The organism is Streptomyces sp. DSM 116793 (assembly GCF_057320905.1).
On sequence record NZ_CM170494.1, the window covers coordinates 5,529,913 to 5,544,900 of the forward strand.

The window sequence follows — 14,988 nt, forward strand, 5'->3', positions numbered from 1 at the left end:
GACCCCGTACAGACCACACAGCGTCCCTCGCACAGCTGACGCGAGGGGCACGACCCCGAAAGAGGGATTGACGACAAGTGCTCGACGTCAACTTCTTCGACGAGCTGCGGATCGGCCTGGCCACCGCTGACGACATCCGTCAGTGGTCCCACGGCGAGGTCAAGAAGCCAGAAACCATCAACTACCGCACCCTCAAGCCCGAGAAGGACGGCCTCTTCTGCGAGAAGATCTTCGGCCCCACCCGGGACTGGGAGTGCTACTGCGGCAAGTACAAGCGCGTCCGGTTCAAGGGCATCATCTGTGAGCGCTGCGGCGTCGAGGTCACTCGAGCCAAGGTGCGGCGCGAGCGGATGGGCCACATCGAGCTGGCCGCCCCCGTCACCCACATCTGGTACTTCAAGGGCGTCCCGTCGCGTCTGGGCTACCTGCTCGACCTCGCCCCGAAGGACCTGGAGAAGGTCATCTACTTCGCCGCGTACATGATCACGTACGTCGACGAGGAGCGCCGCACCCGCGACCTGCCCTCGCTGGAGGCCCACGTCTCCGTCGAGCGCCAGCAGATCGAGCAGCGCCGCGACGCCGACCTCGAGGCCCGCGCCAAGAAGCTGGAGAGCGACCTGGGCGAGCTGGAGGCCGAGGGCGCCAAGGCCGATGTGCGCCGCAAGGTGCGCGAGGGCGCCGAGCGCGAGATGAAGCAGCTCCGCGACCGCGCCCAGCGCGAGATCGACCGCCTGGACGAGGTGTGGAACCGCTTCAAGAACCTCAAGGTCCAGGACCTGGAGGGCGACGAGCTCCTCTACCGCGAGCTGCGTGACCGCTTCGGCACGTACTTCGACGGCTCGATGGGCGCCGCGGCGCTGCAGAAGCGCCTGGAGTCCTTCGACCTGGAGGAGGAGGCGGAGAAGCTCCGCGAGATCATCCGCACCGGCAAGGGCCAGAAGAAGACCCGTGCGCTGAAGCGGCTGAAGGTCGTCTCCGCGTTCCTGCAGACGTCCAACAGCCCCAAGGGCATGGTGCTCGACTGCGTCCCGGTGATCCCGCCGGACCTGCGCCCGATGGTGCAGCTGGACGGTGGCCGCTTCGCGACCTCCGACCTGAACGACCTGTACCGCCGTGTCATCAACCGCAACAACCGCCTGAAGCGACTGCTCGACCTCGGCGCGCCCGAGATCATCGTGAACAACGAGAAGCGGATGCTCCAGGAGGCCGTCGACGCGCTCTTCGACAACGGCCGCCGCGGCCGCCCGGTCACGGGCCCCGGCAACCGTCCGCTGAAGTCGCTGTCCGACATGCTCAAGGGCAAGCAGGGCCGGTTCCGCCAGAACCTGCTCGGCAAGCGCGTCGACTACTCGGCACGGTCCGTGATCGTCGTCGGCCCGCAGCTCAAGCTGCACCAGTGCGGCCTGCCCAAGGCCATGGCGCTGGAGCTCTTCAAGCCGTTCGTGATGAAGCGCCTGGTGGACCTGAACCACGCGCAGAACATCAAGTCGGCCAAGCGCATGGTGGAGCGCGGCCGCACGGTCGTGTACGACGTGCTGGAAGAGGTCATCGCCGAGCACCCGGTGCTGCTGAACCGCGCTCCGACGCTGCACCGCCTCGGCATCCAGGCCTTCGAGCCGCAGCTGGTCGAGGGCAAGGCCATCCAGATCCACCCGCTCGTGTGCACCGCGTTCAACGCGGACTTCGACGGTGACCAGATGGCCGTGCACCTGCCGCTGTCCGCGGAGGCGCAGGCCGAGGCCCGCATCCTGATGCTGTCCTCGAACAACATCCTCAAGCCGGCCGACGGCCGTCCGGTGACCATGCCCACCCAGGACATGGTGCTGGGGCTGTTCTTCCTCACCACGGACGGCTCCGCGCGCGACCTGGTGGGCGAGGACCGCTCGTTCGCCTCGGTCGCGGAGGCGATCATGGCGTTCGACGCGGGCGAGCTGTCGCTCCAGTCGAAGGTCGACATCCGCTTCCCGGTGGGCACCATCCCGCCGCGCGGCTGGACCCCGGCGTCCGTCGACGAGGCCGGCGAGGCTGGGGCCACCTCCTTCACGGGCGAGGCCGGCATCGGCGAGTGGCAGGCGGGCGACCCGTTCCGGCTGAAGACGACCCTGGGCCGTGCGCTCTTCAACGAGCTGCTGCCCGAGGACTACCCGTTCGTCGACTACGAGGTCGGCAAGAAGCAGCTCTCCGAGATCGTCAACGACCTCGCCGAGCGCTACCCGAAGGTCATCGTGGCGGCGACGCTCGACAACCTGAAGGCGGCCGGCTTCTTCTGGGCCACCCGCTCCGGCGTCACCGTGGCCATCTCCGACGTCGTCGTCCCCGAGGCGAAGAAGGAGATCGTCCGCGGCTACGAGGCGCAGGACGAGAAGGTCCAGAAGCAGTACGAGCGCGGTCTGATCACCAAGGACGAGCGGACCCAGGAGCTCATCGCCATCTGGACCAAGGCGACCAACGAGGTCGCCGAGGCGATGAACGACAACTTCCCGAAGACCAACCCGATCTTCATGATGGTGAACTCGGGTGCGCGCGGCAACATGATGCAGATGCGTCAGATCGCCGGTATGCGTGGTCTGGTGTCCAACGCCAAGAACGAGACGATCCCGCGTCCCATCAAGGCGTCGTTCCGCGAGGGCCTGTCCGTGCTGGAGTACTTCATCTCCACGCACGGTGCCCGTAAGGGTCTCGCCGACACCGCGCTGCGCACCGCCGACTCGGGCTACCTCACCCGTCGTCTGGTCGACGTCTCCCAGGACGTCATCATTCGCGAGGAGGACTGCGGCACCGACCGCGGCCTGCGTCTGCGGATCGCCGAGCAGGGCGCCGACGGTGTCCTGCGCAAGGCGGAGAACGTCGAGACCAGCGTGTACGCGCGCTGCCTCGCCGAGGACATCGTCGTCGAGGGCAAGGTGCTGGCCCCGGCCGGTACCGACCTGGGCGACGTGCTCATCGACGAGCTGGTGCGGCACGGGGTCGAGGAGGTCAAGACCCGCTCGGTCCTGACCTGCGAGTCCGCCGTCGGCACCTGCGCCATGTGCTACGGCCGCTCGCTGGCCACCGGCAAGCTGGTCGACATCGGTGAGGCGGTCGGCATCATCGCCGCCCAGTCCATCGGTGAGCCCGGCACCCAGCTGACGATGCGCACCTTCCACACCGGTGGTGTGGCCGGTGACGACATCACGCAGGGTCTGCCGCGTGTCGTCGAGCTCTTCGAGGCCCGTACGCCCAAGGGTGTCGCCCCGATCTCCGAGGCCTCCGGCCGCGTGCGGATCGAGGAGACCGAGAAGACCAAGAAGATCATCGTCACCCCGGACGACGGCAGCGACGAGACGTCCTACCCGATCTCGAAGCGTGCCCGCCTGCTGGTGAGCGAGGGCGAACACGTCGAGGTGGGCCAGAAGCTCACCGTGGGTGCCACCAACCCGCACGACGTGCTCCGCATCCTCGGCCAGCGCGCGGTCCAGGTGCACCTGGTCGGCGAGGTCCAGAAGGTCTACAACTCCCAGGGCGTGTCGATCCACGACAAGCACATCGAGATCATCATCCGCCAGATGCTGCGCCGGGTGACGATCATCGAGTCCGGCGACGCGGAGCTGCTGCCGGGTGAGCTCGTGGAGCGCTCGAAGTTCGAGACCGAGAACCGCCGCGTGGTCCAGGAGGGCGGTCACCCGGCCTCCGGCCGTCCGCAGCTGATGGGCATCACCAAGGCCTCGCTGGCCACGGAGTCCTGGCTGTCGGCGGCGTCCTTCCAGGAGACCACCAGGGTCCTCACGGACGCGGCGATCAACGCCAAGTCCGACTCCCTGATCGGCCTCAAGGAGAACGTCATCATCGGCAAGCTCATCCCGGCCGGTACGGGCCTGTCCCGCTACCGCAACATCCGGGTCGAGCCGACCGAGGAGGCGAAGGCGGCGATGTACTCGGCCGTCGGCTACGACGACATCGACTACTCGCCGTTCGGCACGGGCTCTGGCCAGGCCGTTCCGCTGGAGGACTACGACTACGGGCCTTACAACCAGTAAGCGACCGTACACCCGGTAACCGAGTAGCTGCCTGATCCGTGGGGCGGCCATCCTGACGAAGATCAGGGTGGCCGCCCCACGGTGCGTAGGCGCATGATGGAGGGGTCTATACGAGATACTTGTCCTGGTTCGGGGTATTTGTATCATGTCGAGTCACGCATGGCAGTCGTTGCCCTGGCAACCCCAGCGCAACACGCAGAGTCATTTGTCGGAGCCGGCGCTGAGCCGTTCCTGGCAGCCGGCGCCCTGGCCGCCCCAGCACGGCACTCAGCCTTCCATGCTGGCCGCACACGCCGACCGGGAGCGGGCTGTCGATGTCCTGCGGGCCGGGTTCACCGAGGGGCGGCTCGAGCAGGAGGAGTACGAGAAGCGGGTCGAGCGGGCCTATCGGGCGCGCACCCTGGGCGACCTGGGTGCTCTCGTCGCCGACCTGCCGCAGGGGCCGGTACCGCAGCAGAGGCTCCCGGCGACGCCCCCGGTGCCGCGGACCTTCCTGCCGGCGACGCAGTGGGACGCCAACGTCAAGTCGATCGGCGCGCTGTCGTTCGGCGTGGCCGGGTTCGCCACGGCGGGGATCACCTCGATCCCGGCGATCATCCTCGGGCACATGGCCCGCAAGGAGATCCGGCGCACGGGCGAGCGTGGCGACGGCATGGCGCTCACCGGGCTGGTGCTCGGCTGGGTGGGGCTGGTGCTCTTCGTGCTGCTGGTGATCGCGGCGGCGGTCTGAGGACGGGGAGCGGTTACGGCTCCTCCGGGTCGGACCGGTGGGTGATCGACCGGGTCCGGCCGGTCGGCTCCCTCTCTGTCACCCTCTGTCACCCCGGGCGGGGACGAGCGACCAGGGCCTTGCTCGTCGGCTCCCGGATCAGCTCTGCCACTCCTCTTCGTGCTTGTTCATGCGCATGCGGCACACCGATCACGTGAGTCGCCGCCCGCGCGGTCAGCGGCTTGCTGGACCCGGTCGGCGGACCCGGTCGGCGGACCTGGGCGGCGGACCTGGGCGGCGGACCTGGGCGGCGGACCTGGGCGGCGCGTGGACGGGGCCCACGACGAGCCCCCAGGACGCTGAACGCCCTCCGCGGACGCCGCGAGGCCGGATGGCCGGAGCTCGGTCTGCGCGGACCGAGAGTGGCCGGGAATCGGACTTCCCCTCCCGCCTCGGGTGACTAGGCTCCCTTGGACATGGCAAAACCGCAGGTGGGCGGGGGAGTCGGGGGAGACGGGTGGAGACGGCACGTGTCGTGTTCGGCTTGTGGGCGGCGGTTCTCGTCCCGTGGGGTCTGGGCTGGCAGCGCTCGCGCCCTTGGGTGTACGTGCTCTTCACCCTTCTCTACGGCGCCTTCGCGGTCGCTCCCTATGCCGGCCACGGCAAGCCGGAAGCCCTTTTCGCCTGTGCGGCCCTGGTCTCCTTGAGCGTAGGGCTGTGGTCTCGCGGTCCCATGACGCCCAGCGCGGGGTTCTCCGTCACGATGCCGCTCTTCCCGGGAAGCGTGGCGCGCACGCGCTGGCTGAGCGCCGCCGGTTTCGCGGCCGCCGCCGTACTGTCGTCATGGGCTGCCGGGGCACGGATCATCTCGCTCGGCGCCGACCTGGTGGCCAGCGACCGGGCTGCCGTGCTGCTGTCCGCCTTCCTCATCGCCGTGTTCGGCGGAGGCAGCCTGGCCCAGGCGGCGACAGGGCCGGTGCGCAGGGAGATCGGGGCTCTGCCGGCCGGTCAGCAGCGCGACGCCGCGGTGGAGTTCATGAGCGGCAGCCGGGCCATAGGGCTTCTGGAGCGGGGCCTGCTCTTCTGCTTCTTCGCCGCAGGCCAACCGGAGGCGGCGGCGCTGGTGCTCGCCGCCAAGTCCCTGGCGCGCGTCCCCACGGCCGATCACGGTAAGCACGCGTCCGAGTACTTCCTCATCGGTACACTGGCGAGCGTCATCGCCTCGTCGGCGATGAGTATGGCCGCTCGCTCGGCGATGGGGCTGCCAGTCCTCTAGGAGTCCCATGGACCTGACTCGGCACCCGCTGTTCCGGAAGCTGCTGTCTCTCGGTCTGCCGCTGGACGACTGCGTGGTGTCGGGCAGTGGTCCTCTGCTGGCGCACGGCCTGCGGGAGGACATCGGAGACCTGGACGTCGTCGCTCGCGGCAAGGCGTGGCAGATGGCTCAGGAGTGCGCCCCGGCGACCTCCTCGCCCTCGGGTACCGGGCATATGGTGGCACTGTTCGACGGCACGGTGGAAATCTTCGATCGCTGGCTTCCCGGCTCTCCGGAACCCGACGAGATGATCGCCGGGGCGGAGTGGGTGGACGGTATTCCGTTCAGCCCGCTCGGACAGGTTCTCGCCTGGAAGGAAAAGCTCGGCAGACCCAAGGACAGGGCCGATATCGACTTGATCGGTAATTTCCTCAAAGGTGCAGGTCACGGCGGTCGAGCTGCCGGGGCGGACACCTCGTGCCCCTAGTGGGAATCGCACCGTGGCACCGGAGGGAATGCCGGCGGCCCCCCACTGTGTTGTACGTTCCGCAACCCCGGAATCACGGACACGCCGCCCGCTGTGCACCGGCCGGCCGCATCGGCGTGTCGCCGTGCCCCTATTCGTTTTGACCGAACTCGACGAGCTAGGTACGCTCAGACCTTGTGCCTGGGGTGTGCCCTGGCTCTCGTGCGTGCCTTGAAACCGTGCGGAGGGCCAGAAGCGGCCGCCGCAATTCTGTGCTCTTCCTCCCTAGCGTGGGGGAGTCTGCAGCATTCGACACACCCGACCGCGTGGGTCGGCGAAGTTCCAGGTTAGCTTTACCCATCGGCACACAGAAACCGGAGAAGTAGTGCCTACGATCCAGCAGCTGGTCCGCAAGGGCCGGCAGGACAAGGTCGAGAAGAACAAGACGCCCGCACTCGAGGGTTCGCCCCAGCGCCGTGGTGTCTGCACGCGTGTGTTCACGACCACCCCGAAGAAGCCGAACTCGGCCCTCCGCAAGGTCGCGCGTGTGCGTCTGACCTCCGGCATCGAGGTCACGGCCTACATTCCGGGTGAAGGACACAACCTGCAGGAGCACTCCATCGTGCTCGTGCGCGGCGGCCGTGTGAAGGACCTGCCGGGTGTTCGTTACAAGATCATCCGCGGTTCCCTCGACACCCAGGGTGTCAAGAACCGCAAGCAGGCCCGCAGCCGTTACGGCGCCAAGAAGGAGAAGTAAGCATGCCTCGTAAGGGCCCCGCCCCGAAGCGTCCGGTCATCATCGACCCGGTCTACGGCTCTCCTCTGGTGACCTCCCTGATCAACAAGGTGCTGCTGAACGGCAAGCGTTCCACCGCCGAGCGCATCGTCTACGGCGCCATGGAAGGGCTGCGCGACAAGACCGGCAACGACCCGGTCATCACCCTCAAGCGCGCCCTGGAGAACATCAAGCCGACCCTCGAGGTCAAGTCCCGCCGAGTCGGCGGTGCGACCTACCAGGTTCCGGTCGAGGTCAAGCCGGGCCGCGCCAACACGCTGGCGCTGCGCTGGCTGGTCGGTTACTCCCGCGCCCGTCGCGAGAAGACCATGACCGAGCGTCTGCTGAACGAGCTGCTCGACGCCTCCAACGGCCTCGGCGCAGCCGTGAAGAAGCGCGAGGACACGCACAAGATGGCCGAGTCCAACAAGGCCTTCGCGCACTACCGCTGGTAGTCGCACCCCCATCGAGAACCGAGAGAAGACTGAAGCCTTATGGCTACCACTTCGCTTGACCTGGCCAGGGTCCGGAACATCGGGATCATGGCCCACATCGACGCGGGCAAGACGACGACCACCGAGCGGATCCTGTACTACACCGGTGTCTCCTACAAGATCGGTGAGGTCCATGACGGCGCCGCCACCATGGACTGGATGGAGCAGGAGCAGGAGCGTGGCATCACGATCACCTCTGCTGCCACCACCTGTCACTGGCCGCTCGATGACGTAGACAACACCATCAACATCATCGACACCCCGGGCCACGTCGACTTCACGGTCGAGGTGGAGCGCTCACTGCGCGTGCTCGACGGTGCCGTCACGGTGTTCGACGGTGTCGCCGGTGTCGAACCGCAGTCCGAGACCGTGTGGCGTCAGGCGGACCGCTACGGCGTGCCGCGCATCTGCTTCGTGAACAAGCTCGACCGCACCGGTGCCGAGTTCCACCGCTGCGTCGACATGATCATCGACCGGCTGGGCGCGACCCCGCTGGTCATGCAGCTCCCGATCGGCGCCGAGGCGGACTTCAAGGGCGTTGTCGACCTCGTCCGCATGAAGGCGCTGGTGTGGTCCGCGGAGACCGCGCTCGGCGAGGCGTACGACGTCGTCGAGATCCCCGAGACCCACCGGGAGGCCGCCGACGAGTGGCGCGGCAAGCTCCTCGAGGCCGTCGCGGAGAACGACGAGGAGATGATGGAGCTGTACCTGGAGGGCGAGGAGCCCACCGAGGAGCAGCTCTACGCGGCCATCCGCCGGGTCACGATCAACTCGGGCAAGGGCGGCGGCACCACCGTCACCCCCGTGTTCTGCGGCACCGCGTTCAAGAACAAGGGTGTCCAGCCGCTGCTCGACGCCGTGGTCCGCTACCTCCCCTCGCCGCTCGACATCGAGGCGATCGAGGGCCACGCGGTCTCCGACCCCGACGAGATCATCCGGCGCAAGCCGTCGGAGGACGAGCCGCTGTCGGCGCTGGCGTTCAAGATCGCGAGCGACCCGCACCTCGGCAAGCTCACCTTCGTCCGGGTGTACTCGGGCCGCCTCACCGCAGGCTCCCAGGTGCAGAACTCGGTCAAGGGCAAGAAGGAGCGCATCGGCAAGATCTACCGCATGCACGCGAACAAGCGTGAGGAGATCGAGTCGGTGGGCGCCGGTGACATCGTCGCCGTCATGGGCCTGAAGCAGACCACCACCGGTGAGACGCTCTGTGACCCGGCGAACCAGGTGATCCTGGAGTCCATGGACTTCCCGGCGCCGGTGATCGAGGTCGCCATCGAGCCCAAGTCGAAGGGCGACCAGGAGAAGCTGGGCGTCGCGATCCAGCGCCTCGCCGAGGAGGACCCGTCCTTCCGCGTCAAGACCGACGAGGAGACCGGGCAGACGATCATCGCCGGCATGGGCGAGCTCCACCTCGACGTGCTGGTGGACCGGATGCGCCGCGAGTTCAAGGTCGAGGCCAACGTCGGCAAGCCGCAGGTGGCCTACCGCGAGACGCTGCGCAAGTCGGTCGACAAGCTGGAGTACACCCACAAGAAGCAGACGGGTGGCTCCGGCCAGTTCGCGAAGGTGCAGATCGCGGTCGAGCCGCTCGAAGGCGATGGGTACGAGTTCGAGAACAAGGTCACCGGTGGCCGTATCCCGCGGGAGTACATCCCGTCCGTGGACGCGGGCTGCCAGGAGGCCATGGAGTTCGGCGTGCTCGCCGGCTACCCGCTCACGGGTGTCCGGGTCATCCTGCTCGACGGCGCCTACCACGAGGTCGACTCCTCCGAGATGGCCTTCAAGATCGCCGGTTCGATGGCCTTCAAGGAGGCCGCCCGCAAGGCCTCCCCGGCCCTGCTCGAGCCGATGATGAAGGTCGAGGTGACCACGCCCGAGGACTACATGGGCGACGTCATCGGCGACATCAACTCCCGGCGCGGTCAGATCCAGTCCATGGAGGACCGCCACGGTGCCAAGCTCGTCACGGGCCTGGTGCCGCTGTCGGAGATGTTCGGCTACGTCGGCGACCTCCGCAGCAAGACGTCGGGTCGCGCAAGCTACTCGATGCAGTTCGACTCCTACGCCGAGGTTCCGCGGAACGTCGCCGAGGAGATCATCGCGAAGGCCAAGGGCGAGTAGCTCGGCCGGCTCGGCCGCCCACACGCTTTAGGCTTGACTCGGGACCCCTGGGACGTTCCGCCACAATCCCGGCGGAACGCCCCTGGCCCCGGCATTCCAGCAAAGATCACCTGGCGCCGATGAAGTAAGGCGTACAGAACCACTCCACAGGAGGACCCCAGTGGCGAAGGCGAAGTTCGAGCGGACTAAGCCGCACGTCAACATCGGCACCATCGGTCACATCGACCACGGTAAGACGACCCTCACGGCCGCCATTACCAAGGTGCTGCACGACGCGTTTCCGGACCTGAACGAGGCCTCGGCCTTCGACCAGATCGACAAGGCTCCTGAGGAGCGTCAGCGCGGTATCACCATCTCCATCGCGCACGTCGAGTACCAGACCGAGACGCGTCACTACGCCCACGTCGACTGCCCCGGTCACGCGGACTACATCAAGAACATGATCACCGGTGCCGCCCAGATGGACGGCGCGATCCTGGTGGTCGCCGCGACCGACGGCCCGATGCCGCAGACCAAGGAGCACGTGCTCCTGGCCCGCCAGGTGGGTGTGCCGTACATCGTCGTCGCCCTGAACAAGGCCGACATGGTGGACGACGAGGAGATCCTCGAGCTCGTCGAGCTCGAGGTCCGTGAGCTCCTCACCGAGTACGAGTTCCCGGGCGACGAGGTTCCGGTCGTCAAGGTCTCCGCTCTGAAGGCCCTGGAGGGCGACAAGGAGTGGGGCGAGTCCGTCCTCAACCTGATGAAGGCCGTGGACGAGGCCATCCCGGAGCCCGAGCGCGACGTCGACAAGCCGTTCCTGATGCCGATCGAGGACGTCTTCACGATCACGGGTCGTGGCACCGTCGTCACCGGTCGTATCGAGCGCGGTATCCTCAAGGTGAACGAGACCGTGGACATCATCGGCATCAAGCCGGAGAAGACCTCCACCACGGTCACCGGCATCGAGATGTTCCGCAAGCTGCTCGACGAGGGCCAGGCCGGTGAGAACGTCGGTCTGCTGCTCCGTGGTGTCAAGCGCGAGGACGTCGAGCGCGGCCAGGTCATCATCAAGCCGGGCTCGGTCACCCCGCACACGGAGTTCGAGGCGCAGGCGTACATCCTGTCGAAGGACGAGGGTGGTCGCCACACCCCGTTCTTCAACAACTACCGCCCGCAGTTCTACTTCCGTACCACGGACGTGACCGGTGTGGTGAACCTCCCCGAGGGCACCGAGATGGTCATGCCGGGCGACAACACCGAGATGCGCGTTGAGCTGATTCAGCCCATCGCCATGGAGGAGGGCCTGAAGTTCGCCATCCGTGAGGGTGGTCGGACGGTGGGCGCCGGCCAGGTCACGAAGATCATCAAGTGAGCGTCGTCTGACGTCGGCGGGGCCTCGTTGGGCCCCGCACCCCCAAGGACCCGCACGACTCCGTCGTGCGGGTCCTTCGGCATCCCGGCCCTGTCTCGGTCGACCCAGCCCAGGCCCACCTCAGGGGCGCGGGGAACTGCGCGATCGGCGACGGCGAGAGCCGCGGGTCGTCACCGTCCCAAGGGGGCTGTCTCTGTCGTGGCCGGGCCGCCGGCGGGTGGTGGGTTGCTCGCGCAGTTCCCCGCGCCCCTGAGGTGGGCCTGGGCTGGGTCGGACAACAACCCGGGGCCATCGAAAAGGTTTCGGTGTGGTGTAGCCGTTGTTTCGGGTGTTCTTTCGAACCAAGATATCCCTCGGCCGGGCGCCGCCCGGCCGGCCCGCAGGGACACGGAGGAGCCGCGATGGACAGCCATACCCCACGGCCACCCGGCCGGAGAGCGATCATCGGTGCGGGTGCCGGCGGCGCCCTGGCCCTGGGCGCCCTGGGGACCGTCACCGGCCTCTCCGGCGTCGCCCACTCCGAGCCCTACGAGGGGCCCACGGGCAAGGACTCCACGGGCAACGGCCCCGCGGGCGCCCCGCACCCCACCGACCCGGGCGCCTACATCTCGTTCACCCCGCAGCCGGGCGCGTTCGCCCTCGCCGGCCGGGGACGGGCCGCACCCCTTGTGGTGAGCGCCGGCGACCACCCCGGCGTGCTCCGCGTCGTCGGCGATCTGCGGGACGACATCGAGCGGGTCACCGGCGTCAGACCGGACGTCGAGAAGGTCCCCGAGGGGGACCGGGCCCCGAAACATTCGAGACCGGGCGCCCGGGAGATCGTCATCGTCGGCACCCTGGGCCGCAGCCCCCTCGTCGACGCCCTGGTGGCCGCGGGCAAGCTCGACGTGAGCGCGGTCGAGGGCAAGTGGGAGACCTCGCTGCAGGCCGTGGTCGAGCGGCCGCTGGACGGCGTGGACCGGGCCCTGGTGATCGTCGGCAGCGACCAGCGCGGCACCATCTTCGGCGCCTACGACGTCAGCCTCGGCATCGGCGTCTCGCCCTGGTACTGGTGGGACGACGTCCGCCCGGTGCGCCGCGACGCGCTGTACGTGCTGCCCGGCGTCCACACCCAGGGCACGCCCGCGGTGCGGTACCGCGGGATCTTCATCAACGACGAGAACCCGGCGCTGGGCACCTGGGCCCCGGCCTACTTCGGCCCCGGCAAGGCCGAGGGCTACGAGGGCGGCTTCAACGCCGACTTCTACGCCAAGGTCTTCGAGCTGCTGCTGCGGCTGAAGGGGAACTACCTCTGGCCGGCCGTCTGGGGCCGGGCCTTCGCCGAGGACGACCCGGACAACCACGCCCGCGCCACCGCGTACGGCATCGTGATGGGCACCTCGCACGAGGCGCCGATGATGCGCGGCATCGAGGAGTGGAACCGCCACGCCGTCCCCGCGGTCCGCGACAAGGACGGCAAGATCACCACCCCGGGCCACGACCCGTACGGGGGCACCGGCGAGTGGTCCTTCCGGAACAACGCCGACGCGATCAGGAAGTACTGGCGGGACGGCATCCAGCGGATGGTCGACCAGGGCTTCGAGGGCGTCGTCACGCTCGGCATGCGCGGCAACGGCGACACCAGCCTCCCGGACGGCGACGGCATCGACCTGATGCAGGAGATCATCGCCACCCAGCGGGACATCCTCGCCGACGTCACCGGCAAGGACCTCACCACGATCCCGCAGGTGTGGACCCTCTACAAGGAGGTGCAGCGCTACTGGGACCGGGGCCTGCGCGCCCCCGAGGACGTCACCGTCGTCCTCACCGACGACAACTGGGCCAACATCCGCATGCACCCGGACCCCGCCGAGCCGGCGCGCTCCGGCGGCTACGGCCTCTACTACCACTTCGACTACGTGGGGGTGGGCCGCAACTACAAGTGGGTGGACACCACCTCGCTGCCGAACATGTGGGACCAGCTCCACCAGGCCATCGCCTACGGCAACCACGGCCTGTGGGTGACGAACGTGGGCGACCTGAAGGGCAACGAGCTGCCCACCCAGTTCTTCCTGGACTACGCCTGGCGCCCGGACCGCTGGGACCTGGACGCCCTGCCCGAGTGGGAGCGCCGCTACGCCCGGCAGAACTTCGGCGAGGCCCAGGCAGGGGCCATCGCCGCCGTGCTCGCCGAGTACGCCCAGCTCCAGTCCCGCCGCAAGCCCGAGCTGCTCAACCGCAGGATCAGCCTGGACCCGGCGAAGGACCCGGCGCACGACGAGGCCGCGATCGTCTACGACGACCAGGCCACGCCGTTCTCGCTCACCGCGCACCGGGAGCTGGAGCGGGTCACCGAGGAGTGGCAGGGCCTCGCGAGACGGGCCGAGGCCGTGGGCCGCCGGCTGCCGGCCGCCGACCAGGACGCGTGGTTCGAGCTGGTCGGGTACGAGGTGGCGGCCACCGCCAACCTGTACGCACTCAGGGAGGCGGAGTTCACCAACCTGCTCTACGCCGAGCAGGGCCGCGCCGCCACCAACGACCGCGCCGCTGCCGCGGAGGCCCGCCTCCAGGACGACTTCGCGCTGATGGACCGCTTCAACACGAAGATCGCCGGCGGCAAGTGGCGGGGCTTCATGACCCAGCCGCACATCGACTACGGGGACGTCGAACGGTACGGACCCAATGCGCCCTGGCAGCAGCCCGAGATCGACAACGTCGCGATACCCGATGTGCTGTTCCCCGCGGTCAAGCGGATCGAGCTGCCCGACCGGGCGGAGCTGGGCGTCGCGGTCGACGGGTCCGCCGACTGGTGGCCGCAGGCGGGGACGGAGCCCAGGCTGCCCGCCTTCAGCCCCCACCAGACCCGCCCTGACCAGTACATCGAGGTCTTCAACCGGGGCGGCAGGCCCTTCGGCTACCGCATCGAGCCCACCGTGGACTGGCTCCGGGTGGACCGCCCGCACGGCACCGTCCGGCAGCAGGTCCGGGCCACCGTCACCGTCGACTGGGCGCGGGCGCCGCGGCACAGGACCGAGGCAGGCATCGTGGTGCACGGCCCGGACGGCGCGGTCGTCACCGTCACCGCGGTCGTGGAGCCGCCGCAGGTGCGCGGCCGGGCCCGGGGCTTCGTGGAGGCGGGCGGGTACATCGCCATCGACGCGGAGCACGCCACGCGGGTGGTGGGCGCCGGCGGTATCGGGTGGCGGCGCATCGACCGCATCGGGCGCACGGGCGCGGGGATGACGCCCACGCCGGTCACCGCCGCCCGGCAGAAGCCCGGCGGTGCCTCGCCCCGCCTGGAGTACGAGGTCACCGTGCTCACCCCCGGCGAGCTGACGGTCTGGGCGCTGCTCTCCCCGCGCAATCCGGCGCTCGCCCACGACGGCCTCTGCTACGCGGTCTCCTTCGACGACGAGCCGCCGCAGACCGTGGACATCATCGCCGTCACCGGTGCCGACGACGGCCTGATGAACAAGCAGTGGGCCCGGAACACCTCCGACAACGTGAGCCGGACCGCCACCAGGCACACGGTCAGGACGGCCGGGGTGCACCGGCTGACGTTCTGGATGGTCGACCCCACCGTCGTCCTGCAGCGGCTGCTGGTGGACGCGGGCGGGCTGGAGCCGACGTACCTGGGCCCCCTGGAGAGCCGAAGGCTGCCCTGACCAGTCCCCGGCCGTTCTTCCCCGGCCGTACTTCCCCGGCCGTTCTTCCCCGGCCGACCTTCCCCGACCGACCTTCCCCGACCCTCTCCGGCCTGCCCTGACACGGGCCGGCGCGTGGTCGCGCGGGCGCCACCCGCCGACCCCACCGACCGGG

9 protein-coding genes are annotated in these 14,988 nt (G+C 68.7%); all 9 read left to right on the forward strand.

Annotation, left to right across the window (positions count from 1 at the left end; translation table 11 throughout):
• Window positions 1-77: 77 nt before the first annotated feature.
• Window positions 78-4,016, forward strand: a complete 3,939-nt coding sequence (locus ACSMXW_RS21660) for a DNA-directed RNA polymerase subunit beta' (RefSeq protein ID WP_485798481.1) — start codon at window positions 78-80, stop codon at window positions 4,014-4,016.
• Between the two features lie 145 nt (window positions 4,017-4,161).
• Window positions 4,162-4,746 carry a DUF1707 and DUF4190 domain-containing protein gene (locus ACSMXW_RS21665; RefSeq protein WP_485798483.1) on the forward strand — a complete coding sequence of 195 codons (585 nt, stop codon included), beginning with the start codon at window positions 4,162-4,164 and terminating at the stop codon, window positions 4,744-4,746.
• A 496-nt stretch (window positions 4,747-5,242) separates the two neighbouring features.
• Window positions 5,243-6,001, forward strand: a complete 759-nt coding sequence (locus ACSMXW_RS21670) for a hypothetical protein (protein WP_485798485.1) — start codon at window positions 5,243-5,245, stop codon at window positions 5,999-6,001.
• A gap of 7 nt (window positions 6,002-6,008) precedes the next feature.
• Window positions 6,009-6,467, forward strand: coding sequence for a hypothetical protein (locus tag ACSMXW_RS21675; RefSeq protein ID WP_485798487.1), 459 nt, complete (start codon window positions 6,009-6,011; stop codon window positions 6,465-6,467).
• A gap of 364 nt (window positions 6,468-6,831) precedes the next feature.
• Window positions 6,832-7,203, forward strand: coding sequence for a 30S ribosomal protein S12 (gene rpsL / locus ACSMXW_RS21680; RefSeq protein ID WP_003948652.1), 372 nt, complete (start codon window positions 6,832-6,834; stop codon window positions 7,201-7,203).
• Between the two features lie 2 nt (window positions 7,204-7,205).
• Entirely contained in the window at window positions 7,206-7,676 is a 471-nt protein-coding gene (gene rpsG, locus ACSMXW_RS21685) for a 30S ribosomal protein S7 (protein WP_009330725.1), read from the forward strand.
• Between the two features lie 39 nt (window positions 7,677-7,715).
• The gene (fusA, locus tag ACSMXW_RS21690; protein ID WP_485798542.1) at window positions 7,716-9,836 is read left to right on the forward strand and encodes an elongation factor G; all 2,121 of its coding nucleotides are present in this window, start codon (window positions 7,716-7,718) and stop codon (window positions 9,834-9,836) included.
• Window positions 9,837-9,996: 160 nt separating this feature from the next.
• Window positions 9,997-11,190: an elongation factor Tu gene (tuf, locus tag ACSMXW_RS21695; RefSeq protein WP_485798544.1), complete on the forward strand. Its 1,194-nt coding sequence runs from the start codon at window positions 9,997-9,999 to the stop codon at window positions 11,188-11,190.
• 401 nt (window positions 11,191-11,591) lie between these two features.
• The gene (locus tag ACSMXW_RS21700) at window positions 11,592-14,834 is read left to right on the forward strand and encodes a glycosyl hydrolase 115 family protein (protein ID WP_485798546.1); all 3,243 of its coding nucleotides are present in this window, start codon (window positions 11,592-11,594) and stop codon (window positions 14,832-14,834) included.
• The last annotated feature ends 154 nt before the right edge of the window (window positions 14,835-14,988 follow it).

Excerpts from the sequence above, each read along its gene's own strand:
- ACSMXW_RS21665 (WP_485798483.1), top strand. The coding sequence starts at position 4,162 with ATGTCGAGTCACGCATGGCAGTCGTTGCCCTGGCAACCCCAGCGCAAC.
- ACSMXW_RS21675 (WP_485798487.1), top strand. The coding sequence starts at position 6,009 with ATGGACCTGACTCGGCACCCGCTGTTCCGGAAGCTGCTGTCTCTCGGT.
- rpsG (WP_009330725.1), top strand. The coding sequence starts at position 7,206 with ATGCCTCGTAAGGGCCCCGCCCCGAAGCGTCCGGTCATCATCGACCCG.
- fusA (WP_485798542.1), top strand. The coding sequence starts at position 7,716 with ATGGCTACCACTTCGCTTGACCTGGCCAGGGTCCGGAACATCGGGATC.
- ACSMXW_RS21700 (WP_485798546.1), top strand. The coding sequence starts at position 11,592 with ATGGACAGCCATACCCCACGGCCACCCGGCCGGAGAGCGATCATCGGT.